This window comes from Octadecabacter temperatus (assembly GCF_001187845.1).
In the GTDB taxonomy this organism is placed as follows: domain Bacteria; phylum Pseudomonadota; class Alphaproteobacteria; order Rhodobacterales; family Rhodobacteraceae; genus Octadecabacter; species Octadecabacter temperatus.
This window is the reverse complement of record NZ_CP012160.1, coordinates 583,174-608,247: the sequence shown is the minus strand read 5'-3', so window position 1 is coordinate 608,247 and position 25,074 is coordinate 583,174. Positions and strand designations below refer to the sequence as shown.

The window sequence follows — 25,074 nt, the reverse complement described above, 5'->3', positions numbered from 1 at the left end:
TTGTAGGTTAAGTGCTAGCTTGACTTGCACCACCTGTCAACTAACATGTCAGTTGAAGGACACCTACTATGACGACTGAAACGTTAACACTTGATATTAACAATCTGGATGGCCCCTTGGGGCAGCGAGTCTATACGGCCTTGCGAAACAAGATCCTTACACTGGCGTACGAGCCAGGATTCGTGCTGCGCAAAGGTGCGCTATGCGAACAGTTAGGCGTCTCCCGCTCTCCTGTAACCGAAGCCTTGAACAGGCTTTCGTCGGACGGTTTGGTCGATATCATCCCACAATCCGCAACTCGAGTTTCACAGTTCTCAATGTTTGAGCTGCGAGAAGAAAGTTTCCTGCGAGAAGCCGTCGAAACGGCCGCTGTTGCCAAAGTCGCCCAAGAGCGCACCGACGAGCAACTGACCATCTTGTCACGCAATCTAAAAATGCAGAACCTATTGGTGGAAGACGAAGATTTTCAGGGCTTCTTTGAGGCGGATCTCGAATTTCATGAGTTGATCTTAGCGTTCACCGGTTTTCCCCGCGTTGCCATAACCGCTGGACAATTATCCCTACAACTGCACCGCGCGCGGATGCTGATCTTGCCGGAACGGGGCCGCCCTGCTGAGGCAGTCGCCGAACATCAAAGCATTTTGGCCGGAATCAAAGCACGCGATGCAAATGCAGCACGTGCTGCGATGTCGCTCCATCTTCGTCAGTTAATAACCCGTCTTGAACCGTTGGAACGCCAACACCCTGAATACTTCCGATCAACCTAAAAGGCCTTCGATGAAGCTGACGAAAACCAACGTGCTAAACAACCGTACCCGATCTCCGATCGAACTATCGCAGCTGGGGTTTGGCGGCGCGCCGCTTGGAAATTTGTACCGCAAGATTGAAGATTCGGATGCGCAGGCGACGTTAGATGCCGCATGGGACGCAGGGATCCGGTATTTCGATACCGCGCCACAATATGGGTTGGGGCGATCTGAAATGCGGGTTGCTGAAGCTCTCGCTCGGTTTGACCCTGACCAAGTGAGCTTGTCGACAAAGGTTGGGCGGATTTTGGAAGACTGCGAACCCGAAGACGTTACGCCCGAAGCCTTCGTGGATGTGCCACAAAAACGCATCGTCTTTGATTTCACATACGACGGGATCATGCGCAGCTATGACGACAGTATTGCCCGACTGAAGACCGACAGGATCGATATGCTGTTCTTGCATGACATTGATGCTGGCACACACGGGCAGGCTTTCGAAGACAACAACCTGCGCCAATTGTTTAGCGAAGGCGGATATCGCGCCCTTTCAGAACTGCGCGAGGCCGATAAGATTTCCGCCATCGGTGCGGGTGTAAACACGTGGCAAATTTGCGCACGGCTGCTGAGCGAGGCGGACTTTGACGGCTTTCTGCTGGCTGGACGGTACACATTGCTGGAACAAGACCCGCTCGATACGTTCCTGCCCCTGTGTATTGAGCGCGACGTCGGGATCATTCTGGGCGGGCCATATAACTCGGGTATCCTTGCGACGGGGGCGATTGAAGGTGCGCGGTATGATTACGCGCCAGCACCTGAGGAAATACTGCAACGCGTCCGCGCCTTGAACGACGTTTGCGTTGCCCATGACACGCCGCTAATTGCCGCCGCCTTGCAGTTCCCATTAGGGCACCCGGCCGTGAAATCAGTCATTCCCGGCGCATCAAGTCCGGATGAAGTCCGCCAGAACGTCGAGATATTCGAAACACCAATCCCTGATGCCCTGTGGTCTGACCTGAAGTCCCAAGGATTGATCCGGCAAGAGGCGGTTACCCCACAGGAGAGCCTTGATGCTTCGTAACATACCTTCAATTCTTTCGCCCGATCTGTTGTGGACCTTGCGTGCAATGGGTCACGGAGATGAGCTGGTCATCGCAGACGCGAACTTTCCTGCCACTGCGTTAGGTGCACGTTGTCACCGTCTTGATGGGGTAACTGCAACGGACGTTTTGCAAGCCGTTCTCACTGTGCTTCCATTGGATCAGTTTGTACCGAACCCAGCAGTGGTTATGGAAGTTGTTGATGACCCAAATGCGGTGCCTCCAATCGTGGCGCAGTTTCAAGACATCACGACAACAACGGCAGACAATCCGGCGGCCATGGGTAAGTTGGAACGCTTCGCCTTTTATGACCGCGCTAAATCTGCATTTGCTATCGTTCAAACGGGCGAGACGCGGCTTTACGGCAATATCATCCTCAAAAAGGGTGTAATCGGCGTATGAAAATAGATGCACACCAGCACTTTTGGCAGCTCGCGCGTGGTGACTACGCGTGGCTAACGCCCGATCTAAAGGTGCTCTACCGTGATTTCATGCCCGACGATTTGGCACCGTACCTGTCGCAACGCGGCATCGACGGCACGATTTTGGTTCAGGCGGCGCCAACAGTGGCCGAAACGGAATTCATGCTCGATATTGCGGATCAAACGCCTTTCGTCTTGGGCGTTGTCGGATGGGTCGACTTTGAAGCCCCCTCTGCCGCCGATGACATTGCGCGGCTTGCACAGAATCCCAAACTGATCGGGCTACGTCCGATGATCCAAGACATTGCTGATGATGACTGGATGCTGCGCGATGACCTTACCCCAGCGTTCGAGGCCATGATAAAGGCCAACCTGACCTTTGATGCATTAGTGCTGCCCAGACATCTTTCACGCCTTCGCCAGCTGTTGTCCCGCCACCCGAAACTACGCACCGTGATCGATCATGGGGCCAAGCCTGAAATCGCAAATGGAGCATTCGAAGGTTGGGCAAATGACGTCGCGTGCCTCGCAAACGAAACCAGTGCGTATTGCAAGCTGTCTGGCCTTTTGACCGAAGCTGGAGACAATTGGACGCCGTCAGACGTTGCCCCCTATGTCGAGCACTTACTCAATTCGTTTGGATATCAAAGATTGGTCTGGGGAAGCGATTGGCCGGTTCTGACGATCGCAGGCGGCTACGGGACTTGGATAGATTTGGCGAGTTCTTTCATTCCCAACGAACGAGAAAGAGAAGCAATTTTCGGCTCCAACGCGGTTGAGGTGTACAAAATTCCATCGAGATAGTCCCGCGATTGCCAGCGCCGTAAATCATCGGAGTAGCCTCATAAATATGGAGCTTTGTCCCGCAATCTTTGCGTGGAGGCGTAGCGCAACGATCGGTCGCAATAGATCCTTTCGTTTGGGGCATCATGGTGCATTGCCCTTTGCCCCAGTAATGCTGCGGAGGGTCGCCGCGAGAGTGTCATAACGAAAGCTGAACCCGTCCTTCAGAAGGCGGAACGGGACAACGCGTTGCCCGCCCAGCATGGTTTCGCGGCCCATGTCGCCAAGAACACCAGCAAGCAACCAGTGTGGAAAGCGCAGCAAAAGGGGGCGATGCAATGCAGAAGCCAAGTCACTCGAAAAAGCGTTGTTTCGTACAGGATTAGGGGCCACTGCGTTCACGGGGCCAGAGAGAGCCGGTGTAGAAATTGCGAACGCGATCACGCGGATTAAGTCGTCATGTTCGATCCAAGGCATCCACTGTCGACCATGCCCCATAATACCGCCGCCGCCAAATTCGAACGGGGTCAGCAACTTTGCCAACATCCCGCCATCGACCCCAAGAACAAGGCCGATCCGCAGGATCACTACGCGTACACCTTGTGCATCGATCGGGATGGTTTCTTGTTCCCACGCATCGCAGACATCATGGATAAAGGCTGGATTTGCAGCTGCATCTTCTGTCAATTCTGTGTCGTCACCGTCGTCTTGTAGGCCGTACCAGCCCACCGCCGAACCATTTACCAAACATTCTGGTTTGTGGGCGAGCCTTCCTATCAAAGCTTGGATCGCGCGGGTCATATCCACGCGTGACGCAATGATCTTTGCGCGCTTCTTTTTGGTCCATAGACCGCCTGCAACGGCATCACCGGCAAGGTTCACGATGGCATCAAAACGATCTTGATCGTTGATCATGTCCAAGCTCGAGATAACACGGACGGGATGGGCCAATTGATCGGCCTTACTTGGATCACGGGTCAAAACGGTGACGTGATGGCGTGCCGCCACCAAACTTTGCACCAAGCGCGTTCCGATGAATCCGGTGCCACCTGTTACCAGAATGGATTGGCGCGGTTTTAAGCCGTCTACCAACACCGCAGGGTCCCCTCGATCCAGACGATCACTGCGTTCTGCCGCTAAAAGATCACGTGCGCTGAATATGCCGACACCAAGGGCAGACACGGTGGCCATAACGCTCCACCAACCGTAGCTGATCGGGATCAAAGCGTTTGGCATGAAGGCCCATTGCCAAAGATAAGGTGCTGCCAAGGCCAAGATTGCGCCGTAGTTCAGCGCCAACAATGTGTGGTTGATCCGTTCGGTAGCGGGGAGTTTGCGGGTTAGGTCTTCTTCAACGAAATCCCAGAGGGTAATCAGTACTTCGACGGCGAGTATGGTCGCCAGAATGATGGTGTAGATCCCATGGGGTTCCAGCCACGCAAAGCACATGAAGATTACGGCGTAAAAGAAGTTGCGCACACCGTGAAGCCGCAGTTCGTGCTTTTGGGATGCGCGCCATGCCAGACGTTCAGTGCCTTCGTGATGCACAAGCGTATCAAATGCGCCCATAAAAACCTGTACTGAAATCAGGCTCCAAAGAATTGGGTTGTCCATTGTCTATTCCTTTGCATCATTAAAGAGAGCATCTTGGTAAATCATTTGACCTAGCAACCGGTGCTTCAAATCGAGAGAGAACCGGAACTGTCCGTCGCCCATGTCATGATGGCCGATGACCAATGCGCCAGGGTTGAGGACGCGCGGAAGACGGACGCGCCGTCCGAAAACTTGGACAAAGTAGTGGTCGCTTTTGAACAGTAGATCCTGTCCCTGCACGCAGACATTCAATGCCATGCCGATGCCGTATCCGATGTATTCTTCAAGACCAGTTGGGCCTGCAAAGCGCTTGGAGCTGTGAACGACCTGTGGAAAGCCCGCCTTGCGCCCGTATTGCCGGATCCAGAACTGGCCGCTGCCCGCGATGTCTTCGGTCACGGTCACGACAGCGGGTTGGTCGACGCAGGACATATCATAAGGCAACGGCGCGCCGATGATGCGGGCCGCATGTGCTATGATACGGCCCGCGAGGTTCATCCGCATTGATGTGACTTTGCCTTGATATGCGACGCTGACGCCACCCTTAAGGCGTTTGCCAAACCGCTTTCGAACAGCCTGCGGGAGGGTCTGCCATTTCTTCGCTCCGACCAGTCGGGAGAACCGGTCATCTGGAGCGTGGCTGATTGAGATGTGATTGAGTTTCATGGGTCTTCTCGTTCTGCTTTGTCTTTAGTTTCTGCATAGACAGAAATAGTATCGTGAAAAAAATGAGTGCCCCGTTATTCAGACTTTTTCCCCGTCAGTTTGAGTAGGGAAAAAACCTTGTCGCCCATCTTCATCAGCGTGTTCAACTTGGACTTGGGCACGTTCAACATTTGAGTGGACCACCTGTCTGCGGTCGCCAAAAAGTCCTGCATTTCATGCATGCGTTCCAGCACAACGGGATGAAGATCTGGCTCTTTGTTGGCTTGCTGCACACAACTATCGATGGCGGACATCGCGGGATCGATTTCGCGTTCCTTGCGTCCCTGCGCGATACGCATCGCCATTTCCCAAACATCAACCTCGGCCACGAAATGTTCGCGGCGATCGCCTTGAATTGGGACGCGGCGGATCAGTTTCCACCCGACCAGTTCCTTGAGGGAATTAGAAACATTCGAACGCGCAATACCAAGTTGGTCTGAGATTTCTTCGGCGTTGACGGGCTTAATACTTAGATACAGCAAGGCATGAATCTGCGCGACGGAACGATTGACGCCCCACTGGCTTCCCATGTCGCCCCAGTACAAAACGAACTGCGCTTTTGCGGAAGAATCGGATATATCTGCAATTTCTGTCATAACAGAAATAAACGACATCTAGGATTTGGAGTCAACGAATTTGTCAGCCCTGCCGACAATTGGCCTGTTACTCGGTGTCCCAGAAATCGGAGGGCATATCGTGAAGTTGCTGCGCGGCTGTGTCGTCGATCCAGTCTTGTTGCTCGCCGGCGGGCCAGCTTGCAAATTCAGGGTGTTGCCCGGCCATTGTGTGGGCACGGTGCAAGGCTTGCTGGTATTTCAGCTGTTCGATTGGGGCGTCGGGGACAAACGCATAGACAAACCGTCCGCCCATTGCCCGCGCGGTTTTTTCCATTTGCTTGAGAGAGACCGCCCCATCCAACTCACTGCGCTCAGCTTGATAGACCGCATTCCGGCTCACGCCCTTGCGCTTGGCCACTTGTTCAGCAGACATGCCAAGAGCAAGCCGCATCGTCGCTATCCACCCTTTTTCAGGTTTTTGAACATCGGAGAGCCTGTCGGCACTGCGATCTAAAATTCGGGCCAATCGTCGACGCTGTAAAAAGTCAGGCATATCGCATCCTTAGCACTTTTTCGACACTTTCTCACCCTATCCTTTAGTTAAATTCGGACATAGTTGCAATTTATTTGACTGATTTTTTAACTTTTTGCATATATATACCTAACATTTACGTGAAGGACACCTATATAAAGGGTGAAGGAGAAAAGATGATCAATGTGTTTTTAGCGCCCGAAGCGCTTCCGTTCTCAATTGCGCTCGCAGTCGTGGTTGGCCTATTTATTCTTGAGATAATTGGCTCGTTACTGGGCGCGACCGTTTTGGGTTTGGGCGGTGAAGGGCCGGATCTCGACATCGACGCCGATTTTGATCTGTCCGCCGACATTGATATTGATGCACCCGATCTGGATATGGACGTGGTCGCAGATATTGGTGATACGCCGACAACGCCTGCGGGTCTTTTGGGCTGGTTGGGCGCGCGCGATGTTCCGTTTCTGATCTGGCTTGTATCCTTCCTGACATTGTTCGGCTTGTCAGGTCTGGTTGTGCAATCTATCGCAACCCGCACGATTGGCATCCCGCTATTCACTTGGCTGGCTGTCGCGGTCGCGCTGGTCCCTGCAATCACCGTCACCCGGATCATCGCAAATTGGGTCGCCCTTATCATGCCAAAGACCGAAACCAGTGCGATGCGCACGCGGTTTCTCGGCGGCTCACGCGGGACCATTACCCAAGGCACTGCCATGCGTGGCAAGCCCGCCGAAGTTAAGATCAAGGACCGCCACGGCAACATCCACTACCTGCGGGTGGAACCATTGGACGACGACGGTGTCTTTCCCGAAGGCAGCGATGTCACCTTGATCCGAAAACGCGGTGACAAGTTTTTTGTCATCTAAGCGGGATGGCCCGCAAGCATAATTCAAACCTTAATTAGGAGATCATAATGGAATTTACTGAAATTCTTATCATTGCCGGTGCGATCATTGGCCTGCTTATTTTCATCGGCCTCATCATGGCCCGCCTGTACAAACGCGCCACGCGTGAAACCAGCCTAGTGAAAACAGGGTCCGGCGGGAAAAAGGTCATCATGGACGGGGGTACAATTGTTGTGCCGTTCCTCCATGAAATCGCAAAGGTTAACATGAAGACACTTCGCCTTGAGGTGTCACGGGTGAACGAGCAATCGTTGATCACCAAGGATCGAATGCGTGTTGATGTTGGCGTCGAATTTTACGTCTCGGTCAATGCCACCGAGGACGGGATTTCCCGCGCGGCACAGACTTTGGGTGACCGCACATTCCACGTCGAGCAATTGCGCGAGATGATTGAGGGTAAGCTGATTGATGGTTTGCGTGCCGTAGCTGCCCAAATGACAATGGACGAGCTTCATGAAAACCGCGCGAGTTTTGTGCAAGAGGTACAGAACGCTATCTCAGAGGACCTTTTGAAAAACGGACTTGAGCTTGAAGCCGTGTCCCTCACGGCCCTCGACCAGACACCGTTCGAGCAGCTTGACGAGAACAACGCATTTAACGCGGTCGGTATGCAAAAGTTGGCAGCTGTCATCGCCACGTCCCGCAAGGAACGTGCTGAGATTACCGCAGAGGCTGATGTCGCCGTTGCCCAGTCGGAAATGGAAGCTGTTAAAAAGCGCTATGAGATCGACCGTGAACAAGAAGAGGCTTCGATCTCTCAGGTTCGTGAAATTCAGACTTTGCAGGCCAGCCAAGAGGCTGAGATTGCGCGCAATCAAGAAGCTTCAGATCAGGCCAAGGAACAGGCCCGCATTGAACGCGAACGTGCGGTCCGCGCGTCCGAGATTGAGCGCGAACGCACCATTCGCGAAGCGGAGATCGCCAAAGAGCGTGAACTTGAAGTGGCTGATCAAGAACGTCAGATCATTGTTGCGCGCAAGTCCGAGGAAGAAAGCCAGGCCCGTGCATCAGCGGACAACGCCCGCGCAGAAGCCAAGAAAGCATCTGAGGCGATTGAAACTGCCCGCGCCGTGGCCGAAGCAGAGCGTCAAAAGCAGATCGCATTGATCGAGGCCCAGAAAGAAGCGGAACGTATGGCAACTGGTGTGCGTCTTGCGGCTGAAGCCGAGAAAGACGCGGCAAGTGACCGCGCCGCGGCCAAGCTGGAAGAAGCGCAGGCGGATGCGAACGCGATGACCGTCCGTGCCGAAGCCAAGAAGACCGACCTGCTGGCGACAGCCGAAGGCCAAACCGCGATCGCGAACTCTGAAAACGAACTGAGTGCCGAGATCGTTGCGATGAAAGTTCGCCTCGCGAGCCTTGAGGCTATGCCAAAGATCATTGCTGAAATGGTGAAACCAGCCGAGAAGATCGACTCGATCAAAATCCATCAGGTAACTGGTATGGGTCGTGGCATCGGCGATGGGGGTAGCGACGGTTCAGGTGCGACAGGTACGCCAGTCAATCAAGCACTGGACTCGGTTCTAGGCATGGCGCTGCAAATGCCTGCGATGCAGGCTCTTGGTAAAGAACTGGGCATCAGCCTTGAAAACGGCGTCGCGGGTGTAGCCAACGATATGCTGGAGGTTACCGAGCCTGACGCGCCCAAGACTACTGCAAAGCCAGCGGCTCCTGCTGAGGACATTGCATCCTAAGATCGGCTGTTAGTAAGACTAAAAGGACCACCCAAACCGTTTGGGTGGTCCTTTTGATTCACCGTCCTCTGCACATCTCCTCCTGCGCATCTGCAAGGTGCCGTCATACACCTCCCCCCAAATCAAAAGGGGAGATAGGAATGTTCAAAAATTTTGCCACAATGGTTTCGCCACCTAAGGGCACGACGCCGTCTAACCAATTAGACGGCAACAAAGATCCATCAAATCAACAATCAAAGTCAGATACCCCACGCGATGGGACGTTCCCTAACGCAGGGGTCGTGGGCCTATCATTTTTAGTACTTTTGGCGGACTTCTTGTTTTGGGGATATCGACTTGGGATCACACTAGGGCTTTTTGCATTGGCAATTTTCGCGGTGGCCGCCCTGCATCGAAAACCCCAGACTGGTGTGATCAAGCCTGCGCTGCTGATGGGTTTCGCGACGCTTCCAATCTTTGAGCATGTTCAGACGTTATCTGTCGTTATCTTGGTGCTGGGCACGCTGGGAGCATTGGTATGGATACGTGCCCCAAAAGACGGCAGATTTACTTGGATTATTTCGGCCGCCGCGAAGCTGGCAGCATGCCTCCCATTTGGAGGGCTGACTGCCTGCGCCGCTGCTCTTGGTAAGGTGCGCGATCAGTCTACCCCGCCGACCGTATTTGATCACCTGCGTTCAAAAACCTTTTGGTTCAAGTGGTCCCTTCCAGTTGGCGGGTCATTGATCCTTGGTGCGCTTTTGATGTCTGCAAACCCTGTCTTGGAAAGTGTCGTATTGAGGGTCTTCCAAATCGATTTGAACATTGTGAAAACGGCTCCGCGGATCATGTTTTGGGGTGGCATCAGCCTCCTGATCTGGCCCCTTTTGAATCCGCCCAAACCTCAAGACACAATTTCCATGTCGTTGCCGCGCTTAGACAGGAAATTTGGTGTAAACGGTGGGTCCGTCCTACGGTCGCTGATCGTCTTTAATGTCATTCTCGGCGTGCAGAGTATGCTCGACTTTTCAATCTTGCTCGGGAATGCCGCTTTGCCCGACGGAATGACGTACGCGACTTATGCCCATCGCGGTGCCTATTCCTTGATGATCACTGCGATGTTGGCCGGAATATTTGCGATAGCCGCCCGCCCGTACCTTAAAGAACACGCGGTTCTGAAACCGTTGCTTGTTCTATGGATTGGACAAAACACCCTGCTGTCGTTCAGTGCCGTCCTGCGCCTCAATCTTTATATTGGTGAATACGGACTCACTTATCTGCGGACCTATGCGCTCATTTGGATCGGGCTTGTCGGTCTTGGGTTGGTCCTCGTGCTGTGGCATGTGCTGCGCGAAAGGTCCTCATATTTGTTGATTGCGCGACTGGCAGCGATAGGTTTTGGAACGCTCTACCTTAGTGCATTTTTCAACTTCGCAGGTTTTATCGCTAGGTCCACGATAACGCAGGCAACTGACACTGCGTCTGTGGATTGGTCGTACCTTTGCCAGCTTGGGCCAACGGCGCAAAAGGCCGTAATTCATGGGCTGGCTGCAAATTCAGCAATCGTGGCACCCGCGGGTTTTCATCGGTGCTTTGTCGCGGGTGACGGTCCGTACAACTGGCGCGAGACCGGCTTTCGGAGCATTCGGTCACAGCTTCCCGCTCCGCCCAATTGAATCGGGGTTGGTGATCGGCTTCCTCGCGGCGGAGAACTTCAAAATATCGGAAAGCGGATCATCGCACTGCGTACGGCGGGTCAAAGCCAATTCCCGCACCAGGGGTGTCTTTACTTTTGTCGTTGTTTTCGATGGCTTTGATACCCACCAATTTTCACCCGTTCTGAGCTTACTGCCAGTAGCGAACATTGGCGCGGCCGCAGCGAAAGGCTAACTAAGTCCCACTTAGCTGTCCCAGTATCCACCACCCTTAAACGAAAAATGGCGCCCCGATTTGGGACGCCATTCTTCAATTCTATGTCTGATCGCTTAGGCGACAGATGCGGCCAGTTCGGTCATGGTGTTGCGAACTGCGTCCGCTTCATCCGCGCCGTTACCTGATGCTTTGGCGGCCTCAAAGGCGGCCGTTGCGTCTGCAACCAGCTTTTCCATCGCTTCAGCCGTAGCTTCTGCCTTTGGGAACGCTTTTTCAGCCAGCACAGAAACGCCTGTGCCAGTGATTTCAGCGAACCCGCCGGACACGATGTATTCCTCAACGCCACCTGCATGGGTAACGGACAGGATACCTGGGCGCAACGTGGTGATGGTTGGGGCATGGTCGGCCATAGCCGTCATGTCCCCGTCCGCACCCGGGATCTGCACTTCGGTCGCGTCCATTTCCGCCAAACGGCGCTCAGGAGAAACGAGATCGAATTTGAAGTCTGCCATGTGATAGGCTCCTACATCTTATTATTGACTGCTCTCGCAGTCGGGGTCGATCTTAAGCTGCGTCAGCAGCCATTTTCTCGGCTTTTGCGATCACGTCGCCGATGCCGCCGACCATGTAGAACGCACCTTCTGGAAGGTGGTCATACTCGCCGTCAACAACCGCTTTAAAGGACGCGATTGTGTCTTCGAGTGGAACCTGAATACCATCAGAACCCGTGAAGACCTTCGCAACGTCAAACGGCTGGGACAAGAAGCGCTCAAGCTTACGTGCGCGTGTCACAGTCATTTTGTCGTCTTCAGACAATTCGTCCATGCCCAAAATCGCGATGATATCCTGCAAGGATTTGTAACGCTGCAAGATCTGCTGAACGTCAGTCGCAACCTTGTAGTGCTCGTCGCCGATGATCAGTGGATCAAGCAAACGCGATGTGGAACCGAGTGGGTCAACCGCAGGGTAGATACCCTTTTCGGAAATCGCACGGTCCAGAACGGTTGTCGCGTCCAAGTGAGCAAAGGAAGTCGCAGGCGCAGGGTCAGTAAGGTCATCCGCAGGAACGTACACGGCCTGAACAGACGTAATAGAACCGCCCTTAGTAGAAGCAATACGCTCCTGCATGGCGCCCATGTCTGTTGCGAGTGTTGGCTGGTAGCCAACCGCGGACGGGATACGACCCAGAAGCGCGGACACTTCGGAACCAGCCTGTGTGAAGCGGAAGATGTTATCAACGAAGAACAGAACGTCGGAACCTGTGTCATCACGGAACTGTTCCGCAAGGGACAGACCCGTCAGAGCGATACGCATACGCGCACCTGGAGGCTCGTTCATCTGACCGTATACGAGAGCAATCTTGGACTGCTCCAGATCGTCAGGAACGATAACGCCGGATTCGATCATTTCGTGGTAAAGGTCGTTACCTTCACGTGTACGCTCACCAACACCGGCGAACACGGACACACCGGAGTGCACCTTCGCAATGTTGTTGATCAATTCCATGATCAAAACTGTCTTACCAACACCGGCACCACCGAAGAGACCAATTTTACCACCCTTCGTGTAAGGCGCGAGAAGGTCGATGACCTTGATGCCTGTCACGAGGATTTCAGTCGCTGTGGACTGGTCTTCGAACTTAGGTGCTTCACCGTGGATAGAACGGCGGGCTTTCGTTTTCACTGGGCCTTGCTCGTCAACAGGGTCGCCTGTGACGTTCATGATGCGGCCAAGTGTTGCGTTACCAACTGGAACAGAGATCGGCGCATCTTGGTCGACAACTTCTTGACCGCGAACGAGGCCTTCTGTTGCGTCCATCGCGATGGCGCGAACTGTGTTTTCACCAAGGTGCTGGGCCACTTCGAGCGTCAGATCCTTGCCGTTGTTGCTTGTTACGAGCGCGTTCAGAATTGCTGGCAGATCGCCATCAAACTGAACGTCCACGACAGCACCAATCACCTGTGTGATTTTGCCTTTTGAGTTTGCCATTGTCGTTTCTCCGGTTCTCTTACAGCGCTTCCGCGCCGGAAATGATTTCAATCAGCTCGTTGGTGATGACGGCCTGACGGGATCGGTTGTATTGGATCGTCAGCTTGTCAATCATCTCACCAGCGTTGCGGGTCGCGTTGTCCATAGCTGACATACGAGCGCCTTGCTCGGATGCGCCATTTTCCAACAGGGCCGCAAAGATTTGGGTCGCAACTGCGCGCGGCAGCAAGTCGGCAAGGATCGCCTCTTCGCTTGGCTCGTAGTCATAAAGCGTGCCATCTTCGTCTTCCGCGCCTTCCGGTGCTTCGAACGGGATGATCTGCTGTGCGGTTGGGATCTGGGTCACAACGTTCACGAACTTCGCGTAGAAGATCGTAGCAACGTCGAATTCTTCACCATCAAAACGGGCCAGAACATCGCGCGCGATGTCTTGAGCGTTTTCATAACCCACGCGCTTCACCTCGGTGAGGTCAACGTGGCCGATGAAGTGGCTTTCCAGATCGCGCTTGATCGCATCGCGGCCTTTTTTGCCAACTGTGATGATTTTCACAGTTTTACCGGCTGCGACGAGCTCAGCGGCGTGTGCTTTGGCTTTCTTGGCAATGTTGCCGTTGAAGCCACCACACAAACCACGCTCAGCAGTCATAACGACCAGCAGATGCACGTTGTCGGATCCTGTGCCGGAGAGAAGACGCGGAGCGCCTTCACCACCAGCGGCAGAAGCCAAACCAGCCATTACAGCGTTGAAACGTTCCGTATAAGGACGGGACATTTCAGCCGATTCTTGCGCACGGCGCAGCTTTGCAGCTGCAACCATTTGCATGGCCTTCGTGATCTTGCGGGTCGACTTGACCGACGCGATCCGGTTTTTAAGGACTTTAAGGTTAGCCATTTGGCGTCATCCTTCCCTTAAGCGAAATCAGCTGCGAACGGATCGAGAGCTGCTTTAAGTTTGTCGGCTGCATCGCCCTTGATCTTAGGATCGTCGTTGGTGATCCATGCAAGAACATCCGCGTGGTTTGCGTGCATGTGCTTCAGAAGCGCAGCTTCCCACTCGCCAACACGGGACACGTCGACACCGTCGAGGTAACCGTTTGTACCGGCGAAGATGATGACAACGATTTCAGCGTTGGTCAGCGGCGAGTACTGCTTTTGCTTCATCAGCTCTGTCAGACGTGCGCCACGGGCCAGCAATTGCTGTGTTGCCGCGTCGAGGTCGGAACCGAACTGCGCGAACGCAGCCATTTCACGGTACTGAGCAAGCGACAGCTTAACCGGACCAGCCACAGAGGACATAGCTTTGGTTTGAGCAGACGAGCCAACACGAGAAACGGACAGACCAGTGTTAACCGCTGGGCGGATACCTTGGTAGAAGAGTTCAGTTTCGAGGAAGATCTGACCATCGGTGATCGAAATCACGTTTGTCGGAATAAACGCAGAAACGTCACCACCCTGTGTTTCGATGACTGGCAGAGCAGTCAAAGAACCGGAACCGTTATCTTCGTTCAACTTCGAGGAACGTTCCAGAAGTCTGGAGTGAAGGTAGAAAACGTCACCTGGGTAAGCTTCACGGCCTGGTGGGCGACGAAGAAGAAGTGACATCTGGCGATACGCAACAGCCTGCTTGGAGAGATCATCGTAGATGATCAAAGCGTGGCGGCCGTTGTCGCGGAAGTGTTCCGCCATCGCAGTCGCAGCGTACGGTGCAAGGAACTGCAGCGGAGCAGGGTCAGACGCTGTAGCAGCCACAACGATGGAGTATTCCATCGCGCCAGCTTCTTCGAGCTTCTTAACCAGCTGAGCAACTGTAGAACGCTTCTGGCCGATCGCTACGTATACGCAGTACAGCTTGCCGTTCTCGTCTTTTGCAGCTTCGTTGTAAGACTTTTGGTTCAGGATCGTGTCGAGCGCGATCGCTGTTTTACCAGTCTGACGGTCACCAATGATCAGCTCTCGCTGGCCACGGCCGATTGGGATCATCGCGTCAACGGACTTCAGGCCAGTCGCCATTGGTTCGTGTACGGACTTACGTGGGATAATGCCTGGCGCCTTCGCGTCAGCAATCGCACGTGTCTTTGTTTTGATCGGGCCTTTGCCGTCCAGCGGGTTACCGAGGCCGTCAACAACGCGGCCAAGCAGGCCGTCACCGACAGGAACGTCCACAATCGCGTTTGTACGCTTAACTGTGTCGCCTTCTTTAATGTCTTGGTCGGAACCAAAGATAACAACACCGACGTTGTCGGCTTCGAGGTTCAGCGCCATGCCCTGAATTCCACCTGGGAATTCGACCATTTCGCCGGCCTGAATGTTATCGAGGCCGTACACACGTGCAATACCGTCACCGACGGACAGCACACGGCCGACTTCTGCAACTTCGGCTTCTTGGCCGAAGTTTTTGATTTGGTCCTTGAGGATCGCGGAGATTTCCGCAGCTTGGATCGCCATTACCGGGCCTCTTTCATGGTGTTCTGGAGAGCGTTGAGCTTAGATTTGACCGACGTGTCGATCATCTTGGACCCAACTTTAACGACAAGACCGCCGATGAGAGTTTCATCAACGGTCGCATTGATCTTTACATCTGAACCAACTGACGCGGAAAGCGTCTTGGCCAGCTTGTCTGATTGCGCCTTCGTCAGCGCTTTGGCTGAGACCACATCCGCGGTCACTTCGCCTTTCTGCTCCGCGATTTTCGCATGCAAGGATGCGACCATCTGCGGGACAACAAACAAACGACGCTTAGACGCCATAAGCGCCAACGTATTTGTCATTGTCTTAGAGAGTTTCATTTTCTTAGCAACGCCAGCCATTGCAGCGCCCTGTTCTTCACGGCTGTAAAGCGGTGAAGAAATCAAAGCGCGCAAGTCGTCACTGCTATCCAAAGCAGCGCCCAAAGCGTTGATATCTGTTTCTAAGGCTTTAAGCCCTTTTGCACCGGTTGATAGTTCAAACACGGCAGTGGCATAGCGCGCGGCGATGCCGGAGGAGATCGAAGCTGGTTCGGACACGTCCACCCTTTCGAAGTCTGGGCCCTGCATCCCTCCCACCACGGGAAATAACAAGGCGCCGAAATCATGTCTCACAAAAGCGCGAGACAGCTAAATCAGGGGCGATGTAGCAGAGCATATCGCGTGGGGCAACCGCCTTGCGGCGCAAAATACTGGGGCCTCACACTTCAGTACACCTTTGTATACCGAATTACTTTGCCGTCGTTTTAGATGTTGCTGCGGCTCGGAAATGCGCATTCCTTAGCCTTTGCAACCAGATGGGCGCGAAATGAAGCATTTCAGCCATTGGTTTTCAGACGAAAACCGCAATGGGGTGCGGCGTTTTGGCACAAAGTAAGCATCCAACTGAAAGCAGAACGAATCCTGCGAGCACCCGCGGGGCGCTCCGCCTTCGATTCTTACCTTTTGTGCGAGTAACAATCTGAATCCACCACCTAAGGTGGCAAAAATGACGGAACCTGTTCATACTTTTTAGGATTCGTTTACTTGGTTTGAGGTTTATTATGCTTGCTGTTGGTTTACTTCCTTTCTTGGCTTTTGGCCTCATGGCCTTATTGCCCATGCTCGAAACATCATCTGCGAGTGAGGATGATACCGATGATCTGGAAGAACCGATCGCTGACGATCTAATTGATGACAGTGATGAGCAAGATGACGACGACAGCGACGATCTTGTTGATCCGGTGGACCCAGTCGATCCAGCGACACTCGGCGCGACGTTCGAAGAAACCGAAGACGGCATCAATATCCAATTTGGTGAGAATGAAACCGGACGCCTTGCGGTCGTCACCTTTGTCGACACTCAAGACAGCGCGAGTGATTTCCTCGCCGAACACGAAGCGCGGTATTACCTTGTTCCCGAGGGTGTGGAGTGGGACGATAATACGTCCGAAACGCAAAGCGTCATTCCGGGGGAGAATGAGTGGAAAGATGAAACTGACGACCTGTTTCCCGTCTACACGCTGGACAGCTTTGAAGACCATTTCGACCTGACCTTGTTGGGCACTGTCGATCTACTGGCCGCAGGTGATGACAGTCCCAGCTCGCGTGATATGGCCGACAGCCTGCCCGCGTTGACCACGAATGCAGATGACGTCGACTATTATTATCTGGAAGAGAATACTGACGGGCAGGAACTGATCACTTTCTTACGAGAAGGGTGGCTTGAAACGCGAAATGGCGTAACGGAAACCGAAGTGAACGAAAACACCGTCGGCACGGAAGGTTCGGATTGGCTTAGCACATCAACCCAAGGGGTCACGCTGGATGGCGCTGGCGGGGATGACACATTGGATACGAGTGTAGCTGGCGTGTCATTTCTTGGCGGGGATGGAAACGACGATATCAACGCTTACACGGGCGGCGCATCAATTGACGGTGGCGCTGGTGACGACACGATAAACTCCGCAAACGCTGATATTAGTGGAGGCGATGGCGACGACAGCATCTCTGCAAGCGATAGCACAATCAGCGGCGGGGATGGCGCAGACAATATCACCTTGAACGGTGGCGGGGATAACAATGTGGCCTACGGCGATGCGGGCAATGATGGCTTGTCGACCAGCGCCACTGGCGACGTCACGCTTTACGGTGGCGCAGGGGATGACAACTTGTCAGCTCATTTGGCAGGCAATGCGTTAATGGCAGCAGAGCTATTCGGTGGTGATGGCAATGATCAGCTAAACGCAGGCAACGGCGTAATTGCCTACGGCGAAGACGGGGACGATAGTTTTCAAGCAGATGCTGGTGCAACCGTTTACGGCGGTGACGGCGATGACACCTTCAGGGTTAGCGAAATGTTAGACAATGAAGAAGGCCGCATCACTCTGAACGGGGGAGCGGGAGCAGACGTATACGAAGTTGCCGTGCGCAATCCGTTTGGCGACCCAACCGACGACGTTTATTTGCAGATCGAAGACTTCGACATTGATGAAGACATATTGATGGTTGGGTCCTATGGCAACAATGCGGACGTGTCTGAAATTATCATCCTTGAAGACCCCAATGGGGCATTCACCGATATTGAGGTCTCTTTCGAGCTTCTAAGCGGCAACGTCGAAACCGAGGTTGCAACAATCCGGCTAGTTGGCACAACTGGATTTACAGCCGATCTGATTGTTGCTCTCTAGACTGGTTTCACTACGGGTCCACCCATCCCTTCAAGCACCCGAAGCGGCCTTTTGACGGCCTGAGCCAGTCCTGGGCGCTTGGGTTGGGGGATTTGTTTGGTGACTTCGACCATCAGAACGCCACCCGCCGCAAACATTGGAATATGGCGACCTGCGCCTTCTAAGGGCTTGGCCAAGCGACGCCAAATTTTGCGCGAGGATGGCGGTTGATAAAGCGTCGAGAGCGTCTTTGTCGGAATAAGCCCCACATCGCGTAGCTGCTTTTCCAACTGCCCAAGCGAGTATGGCCGCCCAAAGCCGAATGGCGTGGCGTCCGATCGTGACCAAAGCCCCGTCCGGTTCGGCACTACAAACACCGCCCTACCCCCCGGCCCCAGCACGCGCCAACATTCATCAAGCAACGTCATCGGATGATCCGAGGTTTCCAACCCATGCATCAAGACCAGCTTGTCCACGCTACCGGATGCGAGCGGCCACAGCGTGTCTTCGCATAAAACGCTCACATTTGGGCCGTCAGCGGGCCAGGGCATTACGCCTTGCGGCCCCGGCATCAACGCAATCACGCGGCGTGCTTCGCCAAGAAATGGCCGCAGAAGCGGAACCGCAAAGCCAAAGCCCGCAACAGTTTGCGCCTTTGCTTCGGGCCACAGGCGCACCAGTTCGTCGCGCACAACTTTCTGGGCCGCACGACCCAAGGGGCTGCGGTAGTAGAATTCACGAAGATCATGCACATCTAAATGCATTGAAGCCCTCTTCCGATTAGGCAAAAGTTAACCCGAACATAGCAATCAAACAGGACAACGCCATGCCCCTTCAGTTGATCACCATCCCGTGCCTTGAGGATAACTACGCGTTCCTGCTCCACAATGCCGAAACGGGTGATACTTTACTGGTAGATGTGCCTGATGCGCCGCCCATCCAAGCGGTGCTTGATGCGCAGGGCTGGACTTTGACGGATGTTCTGTTGACCCACCACCATTGGGATCACGTCGATGGGCTTGCCCCCCTCCTGAAATCGAGCGGAGCAAACCCGCGTATCATTGGCGCTTCTGCCGATGCCCACCGTCTACCCGCCTTGGACTTGTCGGTATCTGAAGGTGATAAAGTCGTGATTTGCGGCGAAGAGGCAGAGGTGTTTGACGTATCGGGCCATACGTTGAACCACATCGCCGTGCATTTCCCACAGTCAGCCGTCCTGTTCACCGCTGACAGCCTTATGGCTTTGGGATGTGGCCGCCTGTTTGAAGGCACGCCCGCGCAAATGTGGGAAAGCCTGTTGAAGCTGCGCGCCCTGCCTGACGACACCCGCGTGTGTTCTGGTCATGAATACACAGAAACGAACGCCCGTTTCGCGCTGACTATTGAACCCGAAAATTCCGACCTTATCTCTCGTATTCAAGAAATCACCACGGCCCGCGCAAATGGCCAACCGACAGTTCCGTCGGATTTGGGTGTTGAGAAGCGCACCAATCCCTTTCTACGGGCCGATAATCCCGCACTACAGGCGGCCCAAAATATGACAGATGCCGACCCTACAGACGTTTTCACCAAAGTACGCCAAGCGCGGAATTCTTTCTAATCCGCCAAATTCGACCACAAACCGCGCAAAAACAGAGTCTTAGACAGCACATTTTCACGCCAGTAACGGGAATGTAACAATTTTTCCCTTGAAGATGGGCGCAATAAGGCAAACCTTAATCATAAGAGGTCACGGTCTGAACGGGACACGCCCTGAAAGACCCCCGATTAAAAGGAGCACTTAACGTGCCATCATTTTCCACGACGCTTGAGCAGTCCATTCATTCCGCTTTGGCCTTGGCCAATGCACGCAAACATGAACTCGCCACGCTTGAGCACCTTTTGCTCGCGTTGGTTGACGAACCCGACGCTGCCCGCGTCATGAAGGCCTGTTCCGTTAATCTGGACGAGCTGCGCAAAACGCTTGAAGATTTCATCGAAGACGACCTGTCCACTTTGGTGACAGACGTTGAAGGGTCCGAAGCTGTGCCAACGGCCGCGTTTCAGCGCGTGATCCAGCGCGCCGCGATCCATGTGCAGTCTTCTGGCCGCACCGAAGTAACAGGCGCAAACGTATTGGTCGCAATCTTTGCGGAACGTGAAAGCAATGCCGCCTACTTCCTGCAAGATCAGGACATGACGCGCTATGACGCGGTGAACTTCATCGCGCACGGTGTCGCCAAAGACCCTGCATTCGGTGAAAGCCGCCCGATCTCAGGCGCGCCAACATTGGACGACGAAGCGGACACTGCTGAAGAAAGTGGTAAGGACGAGACTGCGCTTGAAAAATACTGCGTTGATCTGAACGCGAAGGCCGAAAAAGGCGACGTTGACGTGCTGATCGGGCGCGATCACGAAGTCGAACGCGCCATTCAGGTCCTTTGCCGCCGTCGCAAGAACAACCCATTGCTGGTTGGCGATCCGGGCGTTGGTAAAACAGCCATTGCTGAGGGCCTCGCCCAAAAGATCATCGAAGGGAACGTTCCTGAAGTGCTTGGCGAAACGACTATCTTCTCGCTCGACATGGGCGCGTTGCTAGCTGGCACCCGCTACCGCGGTGATTTTGAAGAACGTCTAAAGGCTGTGATGACAGAACTCGAAGACCACGACGACGCGGTCCTGTTCATCGACGAAATCCACACCATTATCGGTGCCGGCGCGACGTCTGGTGGTGCCATGGATGCATCTAACCTGCTGAAACCTGCGCTTGCCGGTGGCAAACTGCGCTGCATGGGGTCCACGACCTATAAAGAATTCCGTCAGCACTTTGAGAAAGACCGCGCATTGGCGCGTCGTTTCCAGAAAATCGACGTGAATGAGCCGTCTGTTGAAGACTCCATCAAAATCCTCAAAGGCATCAAAACCTACTTTGAGGATCACCACGAGATTAAGTACACCGCCGATGCGGTCAAATCCGCTGTCGAACTCGCGTCCCGTTACATCAACGATCGCAAACTGCCCGACAGCGCCATTGACGTCATCGACGAAGCGGGTGCCGCTCAACATCTGATTCCGGCTTCCAAACGTCGCAAGACTGTTGGCACCAAAGAGATTGAGGCTGTCGTGGCAAAGATTGCCCGCATCCCACCGAAAAACGTGTCCAAGGATGATGCCGAGGTCCTTAAGGATCTGGAGTCCAGCCTGAAACGCGTGGTGTTTGGCCAAGACGACGCGATTGTCGCCCTATCCTCCGCGATCAAGCTCGCGCGTGCGGGTCTGCGTGAACCTGAAAAGCCCATCGGCAATTACCTGTTCGCAGGGCCAACAGGCGTTGGTAAAACCGAAGTCGCAAAACAGCTCGCCGACACGCTTGGTGTTGAACTGCTGCGTTTTGATATGTCCGAATACATGGAGAAACACGCGGTTTCCCGTCTTATCGGTGCCCCTCCCGGCTATGTCGGGTTTGACCAAGGCGGCATGCTGACGGACGGCGTTGATCAGAACCCGCACTGTGTGTTGCTGCTGGACGAAATGGAAAAGGCCCACCCTGACGTCTACAACATTCTGTTGCAGGTTATGGATCACGGCAAACTAACGGACCACAACGGCCGCACCACTGATTTCCGCAATGTCATCATCATTATGACATCCAACGCGGGCGCATCCGAAATGGCGAAAGAAGCGATCGGCTTTGGCCGTGAACGCCGCACTGGTGAAGACACCGCTGCGATTGAAAAAACGTTCACACCGGAATTCCGCAACCGTCTGGATGCTGTGGTTTCCTTCGCGCCGCTTGGCAAAGATGTGATCCTGCAAGTGGTCGAAAAGTTCGTGCTTCAACTCGAAGCGCAACTGATGGACCGCAACGTTACGATCGAGCTGACAAAACCTGCCGCCGAATGGCTTGCAGATCGCGGCTACGACGAAAAAATGGGTGCCCGCCCACTTGGTCGCGTTATTCAGGAACACATCAAGAAACCGCTCGCCGAAGAGCTTCTGTTTGGCTCGCTCGCCAAGGGTGGCCACATCATTGTGGGCGTCAAAAAAGGTGAACTTGATCTCAAGATTGAGCCACCTGAAAAAGTGCGCATCTCAAAAGATAAACCGCCGCTTCTCGCAGCGAACTAATGCGCACCCTTGCACTGCTTATAACCTGCGCCGTCCCTGTTGCGGCGCAGGATTTACAGCTCGAACTCCCCATCGACTGCGCCTTGGGCGAAACCTGCTACATTCAAAATTACGTGGATCACGACCCGTCCGAAGCGGCGTCAGATTTCCTGTGTGGCAGCCTCACCTACGACACGCACAAGGGGACAGATTTCGGCCTCCCATCGCTCGCGGCGATGGAAGATGGTGTACCCGTCCTCGCGTCGGCAGCGGGTACTGTACGCGGCGTGCGCAATGACATGCGCGACGTCATTTACACGCCCGACCTCGAGGGCGAGATCAACGGCCGCGACTGCGGAAATGGCGTTGCTATTGCCCACGAAGATGGCTGGGAAACCCAATACTGCCACATGAAAGAAGGCTCTGTCGTCGTCCTTAGCGGGGACTACGTTGAGGCTGGAGATATTCTCGGCGACGTTGGTCTTTCAGGCCGCACACAATTTCCCCATGTGCATATCTCCGTACGTCGCGATGGCGCAGTCATCGACCCTTTCGCGCCTGATGGACACACAACCTGTGATGAACCGCCTTTTGAAACGCTCTGGAACCTTCCGGTAGACACGCCAGCGGGGGGGCTTTTGAACATCGGTTTTGCCGACACCGTCCCCGAATATGCTTCCGTGAAAGCGGGCACCGCGTCCGCACAAACCCTGACACCGGACGCACCAATTGTCCTTTGGGCCTTTGCCTTTGGATCTCGCGTTGGCGACACCATTAGCATCTCGTTTGACGGACCTGACGGCGCGCTCTTTCAAACCGACGATGTGCTAGATCGCCAACAGGCGCTTTTCATGCGCGCTGGCGGTCTCAATCCACCTGATCAGGGCTGGCCAACGGGCACATATTCCGGCGTTGTCGTTCACTCCCGCGACGGAATTGAAATAGATCGCCAGATCACGACCATCGCCCTGCCCTAACATATTGCTTTTGTTTTAAAACTATCCCCGCCGGAGGTGCAGCTTTCAGCGTATCGCCACCTCTGCGCGATTGGCTCACATCAGCCGCACCCACCAATAATCCAGCGCGGCGCAGCCGCTCAATTGGATCAGCGCTCGGTGAGCTTCAACTCAATACGACGGTTTTGAGCGCGGGCGGCATCTGAATTGTCTGGATTAATCGGCTGATACTGCCCAAACCCGTTCGCCGCTAAGCGTTCCGGCGGAATGCCAAGGAAATTGACCATGTACAGCACAACAGAAAGTGCGCGTGCTTGGCTTAGTTCCCAGTTGTTGGCGAACTGACCCTGACCGGACAGCGGCACATTATCCGTATGCCCATCCACGCGGATCACCCAATCGATGCCTTCTGGAATATCACCTGCAACGTCGCGCAAGATCCCCGCAACTTTGGCAATCTCTCGCTGGCCTTCATCTGAAAGTTCTGCGGCCCCTTGTTCAAACAGAACCTCGGACGAGAACACAAATCTGTCCCCTTCGATCCGCACGCCTTCGACATCTTCCAAGACGACGCGCAGAAGCCCTAAGAAATCGGAACGATAGCGTTCCAGCTCGACAGCTTCTGCCGCCAACCGTTCAAGCTCGGCTTCCTCCAACACCCGTGCACGACGCTCGGCAAGCAAGGCCCGCGCCATCGCGGTGTTCAGGTCTTGGGTCAAGGTTTCGATTTGCACGTTGGCCGTGGCGTCCTCGTCGTTGGCTAAATTTAGAAGGCCCTGCAGCCGTTCCAGTTCTCCACGCAATGCAGAAACTTGTTCGTTAAGCAACGCGACCTGTCGCTGGCTTTCGGCTGACAGCGCTTGTTCCTGCGTTAGCGCGTCATTGGCCAACGCCAAAAGCGCAATCTGTCGTTGCGCATTTTCAGCAGCCGAACCGGACTGCTCTTGTGCAGCGGCCAGCGCTGCAACTGCTGCCGCGAGATCGGTATTCAATGCATCGCGCTCCTGCGCAGCATTCGCCAAATTGGTTTCGATTTCTGTTCGGGCAATTAACGCCTCTGCCAGTTGCGCTTGCAGGGCTTCGATACCCGCGCCGGTTTCACTTTGTTGTTCAAGTTCAGCCGCCAATCGTTCTGCCAGATCGCTTCGCTCAATCCCGGCAGCTTGCGCAGCGGCTTCTGCTTCTTGTTGTGCCAACAACGCAATGGCGAGATTTTGATTCAACTCATCCCGCGCGACCTGCGCGGCGGCCAGTAATGTCAGCGTATCTTCGGCCTGTTGGCGCTGTTCTTCGAGCGCGAGGGTCATTGCCGTGAGTTCGGTATCCGAATTTGCAAGCCGCGCACGCAGTGCTTCGGCGGCGGCAGCATCAACCAGCTTCGCAGCCTCAAGTTCACTTATTTGGGTTGCCGACGCTGCGTTATCCGCTTCCAATTCAGCGATCATCGCATCAAGGGCATCCGCCCGTGCCGCGGCAAGGCGGGCGGCCTCTGTGCCTTCGTCTATTTCAGTGCGGGCCTGCGCAAGGGCGAGGTTCAACGCCTCTTGCGCGCTGATCAGTTCCGCTTCACGCGCCTCTAGATCCGCAATCGCGCCCTCAGCTTCGCGCCGCTGCGCCAGAAGCCCAGCAACCTGGGCTTCAAATCCGGTGATTTGGGATTGGGCGTTTGATACATCCGCAATTAACGCATCACGTTCCCCAGTTAGCCGTGCGATCACCGCGTTCTGTTGCGCGACTTGGCTTTCGCTTTCCGTTAAATCGACCTGCAAGTCAGACAATTCGCCAGACAACACGCCGACTTGCGCGCCGAGTGCAGCGGATTGGTCTTGCTGAATACCGAGTGCGCTGGTCAACGCCAAAACCTCGGCAGACAGGCTATCAAGTTGCGCTTCTTGTCCTGTGATCGTTTCGCGCAGCACAAATTGCAGGACCATGAAAATGGTCAGGACGAACATCAAAACCAACAACAGGCCGGTCATCGCATCCACAAAGCCGGGCCAGATGGACGCTTGAAAACGTGCGCCTGTTCTGCGGCTCAGTGCCAT

22 protein-coding genes are annotated in these 25,074 nt (G+C 54.4%); 11 read left to right on the top strand and 11 right to left on the bottom strand.

All coding sequences use genetic code 11. The annotated features are described in order from the left end of the window. The first annotated feature begins 68 nt into the window (after positions 1–68). Genes OSB_RS03180 through OSB_RS03165 form a run of 4 tightly spaced genes read left to right on the top strand, consistent with a single transcriptional unit; the run spans position 69 to position 3,072 of the window. A complete protein-coding gene (locus tag OSB_RS03180; RefSeq protein WP_049833623.1) occupies positions 69–767 on the top strand; it encodes a GntR family transcriptional regulator in 699 nt (232 codons plus the stop codon). A 10-nt stretch (positions 768–777) separates the two neighbouring features. Continuing rightward, positions 778–1,827, top strand: a complete 1,050-nt coding sequence (locus OSB_RS03175) for an aldo/keto reductase (protein ID WP_049833622.1) — start codon at positions 778–780, stop codon at positions 1,825–1,827. Then, complete coding sequence (locus OSB_RS03170) at positions 1,817–2,248, top strand: RbsD/FucU family protein (RefSeq protein WP_049833621.1); 432 nt, start codon at positions 1,817–1,819, stop codon at positions 2,246–2,248. Before OSB_RS03175 ends, OSB_RS03170 begins: the two co-directional genes overlap by 11 nt. Continuing rightward, entirely contained in the window at positions 2,245–3,072 is an 828-nt protein-coding gene (locus OSB_RS03165) for an amidohydrolase family protein (RefSeq protein ID WP_049833620.1), read from the top strand. The genes OSB_RS03170 and OSB_RS03165 overlap by 4 nt, the downstream gene beginning before the upstream one ends. Before the next feature lie 123 nt (positions 3,073–3,195). On the opposite strand, the gene OSB_RS03160 is transcribed toward OSB_RS03165, so the two are convergent. The 4 genes from OSB_RS03160 to OSB_RS03145 all read right to left on the bottom strand — a co-directional run bounded on the left by OSB_RS03160 (position 3,196) and on the right by OSB_RS03145 (position 6,459). Continuing rightward, positions 3,196–4,665, bottom strand: a complete 1,470-nt coding sequence (locus OSB_RS03160) for a TIGR01777 family oxidoreductase (RefSeq protein WP_049833619.1) — start codon at positions 4,663–4,665, stop codon at positions 3,196–3,198. A 3-nt stretch (positions 4,666–4,668) separates the two neighbouring features. Next, a complete protein-coding gene (locus tag OSB_RS03155) occupies positions 4,669–5,310 on the bottom strand; it encodes a DUF4166 domain-containing protein (protein WP_049833618.1) in 642 nt (213 codons plus the stop codon). 74 nt (positions 5,311–5,384) lie between these two features. After that, entirely contained in the window at positions 5,385–5,963 is a 579-nt protein-coding gene (locus tag OSB_RS03150) for a GbsR/MarR family transcriptional regulator (protein WP_217511909.1), read from the bottom strand. A gap of 49 nt (positions 5,964–6,012) precedes the next feature. Then, a complete protein-coding gene (locus OSB_RS03145; RefSeq protein ID WP_049833617.1) occupies positions 6,013–6,459 on the bottom strand; it encodes a helix-turn-helix domain-containing protein in 447 nt (148 codons plus the stop codon). A 155-nt stretch (positions 6,460–6,614) separates the two neighbouring features. Here OSB_RS03145 and OSB_RS03140 point away from each other — a divergent pair, with 155 nt between their 5' ends. From OSB_RS03140 to OSB_RS03130, 3 genes are all read left to right on the top strand, one after another. Continuing rightward, positions 6,615–7,301, top strand: a complete 687-nt coding sequence (locus OSB_RS03140) for a YqiJ family protein (protein WP_049833616.1) — start codon at positions 6,615–6,617, stop codon at positions 7,299–7,301. A 47-nt stretch (positions 7,302–7,348) separates the two neighbouring features. Beyond that, on the top strand, positions 7,349–9,034 hold the full coding sequence (locus tag OSB_RS03135; RefSeq protein WP_049833615.1) for a flotillin family protein: 1,686 nt from the start codon (positions 7,349–7,351) through the stop codon (positions 9,032–9,034). A 140-nt stretch (positions 9,035–9,174) separates the two neighbouring features. Then, a complete protein-coding gene (locus tag OSB_RS03130; protein WP_049833614.1) occupies positions 9,175–10,689 on the top strand; it encodes a DUF4153 domain-containing protein in 1,515 nt (504 codons plus the stop codon). A 309-nt stretch (positions 10,690–10,998) separates the two neighbouring features. Here the strand turns inward: OSB_RS03130 and OSB_RS03125 are convergent, their stop codons facing one another. Genes OSB_RS03125 through OSB_RS03105 form a run of 5 tightly spaced genes read right to left on the bottom strand, consistent with a single transcriptional unit; the run spans position 10,999 to position 15,879 of the window. Beyond that, complete coding sequence (locus OSB_RS03125; RefSeq protein WP_049833613.1) at positions 10,999–11,397, bottom strand: F0F1 ATP synthase subunit epsilon; 399 nt, start codon at positions 11,395–11,397, stop codon at positions 10,999–11,001. 52 nt (positions 11,398–11,449) lie between these two features. After that, positions 11,450–12,874, bottom strand: a complete 1,425-nt coding sequence (atpD, locus tag OSB_RS03120; protein ID WP_049833612.1) for a F0F1 ATP synthase subunit beta — start codon at positions 12,872–12,874, stop codon at positions 11,450–11,452. 19 nt (positions 12,875–12,893) lie between these two features. Continuing rightward, entirely contained in the window at positions 12,894–13,766 is an 873-nt protein-coding gene (locus OSB_RS03115) for a F0F1 ATP synthase subunit gamma (protein WP_049833611.1), read from the bottom strand. A gap of 17 nt (positions 13,767–13,783) precedes the next feature. Beyond that, positions 13,784–15,319 (bottom strand): F0F1 ATP synthase subunit alpha, encoded by a 1,536-nt coding sequence (gene atpA, locus OSB_RS03110; protein WP_049833610.1) that lies wholly within the window; start codon positions 15,317–15,319, stop codon positions 13,784–13,786. Beyond that, a complete protein-coding gene (locus OSB_RS03105) occupies positions 15,319–15,879 on the bottom strand; it encodes a F0F1 ATP synthase subunit delta (protein WP_049833609.1) in 561 nt (186 codons plus the stop codon). The genes atpA and OSB_RS03105 overlap by 1 nt, the downstream gene beginning before the upstream one ends. A 545-nt stretch (positions 15,880–16,424) precedes the next feature. On the opposite strand from OSB_RS03105, the gene OSB_RS03100 reads away from it, so the two are divergent. Then, positions 16,425–18,008 (top strand): calcium-binding protein, encoded by a 1,584-nt coding sequence (locus tag OSB_RS03100; protein ID WP_144420076.1) that lies wholly within the window; start codon positions 16,425–16,427, stop codon positions 18,006–18,008. On the opposite strand, the gene OSB_RS03095 is transcribed toward OSB_RS03100, so the two are convergent. After that, positions 18,005–18,751: a class I SAM-dependent methyltransferase gene (locus OSB_RS03095; RefSeq protein ID WP_049833607.1), complete on the bottom strand. Its 747-nt coding sequence runs from the start codon at positions 18,749–18,751 to the stop codon at positions 18,005–18,007. The two genes, OSB_RS03100 and OSB_RS03095, sit on opposite strands and share 4 nt — an antisense overlap. 62 nt (positions 18,752–18,813) lie before the next feature. Between OSB_RS03095 and gloB the strand changes: the two genes are divergently transcribed. The 3 genes from gloB to OSB_RS03080 all read left to right on the top strand — a co-directional run bounded on the left by gloB (position 18,814) and on the right by OSB_RS03080 (position 23,050). After that, positions 18,814–19,587 (top strand): hydroxyacylglutathione hydrolase, encoded by a 774-nt coding sequence (gene gloB, locus OSB_RS03090; protein WP_200802517.1) that lies wholly within the window; start codon positions 18,814–18,816, stop codon positions 19,585–19,587. Between the two features lie 185 nt (positions 19,588–19,772). Continuing rightward, on the top strand, positions 19,773–22,094 hold the full coding sequence (gene clpA, locus OSB_RS03085) for an ATP-dependent Clp protease ATP-binding subunit ClpA (RefSeq protein ID WP_049833605.1): 2,322 nt from the start codon (positions 19,773–19,775) through the stop codon (positions 22,092–22,094). Then, positions 22,094–23,050 carry a M23 family metallopeptidase gene (locus OSB_RS03080; RefSeq protein WP_049833604.1) on the top strand — a complete coding sequence of 319 codons (957 nt, stop codon included), beginning with the start codon at positions 22,094–22,096 and terminating at the stop codon, positions 23,048–23,050. The genes clpA and OSB_RS03080 overlap by 1 nt, the downstream gene beginning before the upstream one ends. A 128-nt stretch (positions 23,051–23,178) precedes the next feature. Here the strand turns inward: OSB_RS03080 and OSB_RS03075 are convergent, their stop codons facing one another. Then, entirely contained in the window at positions 23,179–25,074 is a 1,896-nt protein-coding gene (locus tag OSB_RS03075) for a peptidoglycan -binding protein (protein WP_049833603.1), read from the bottom strand.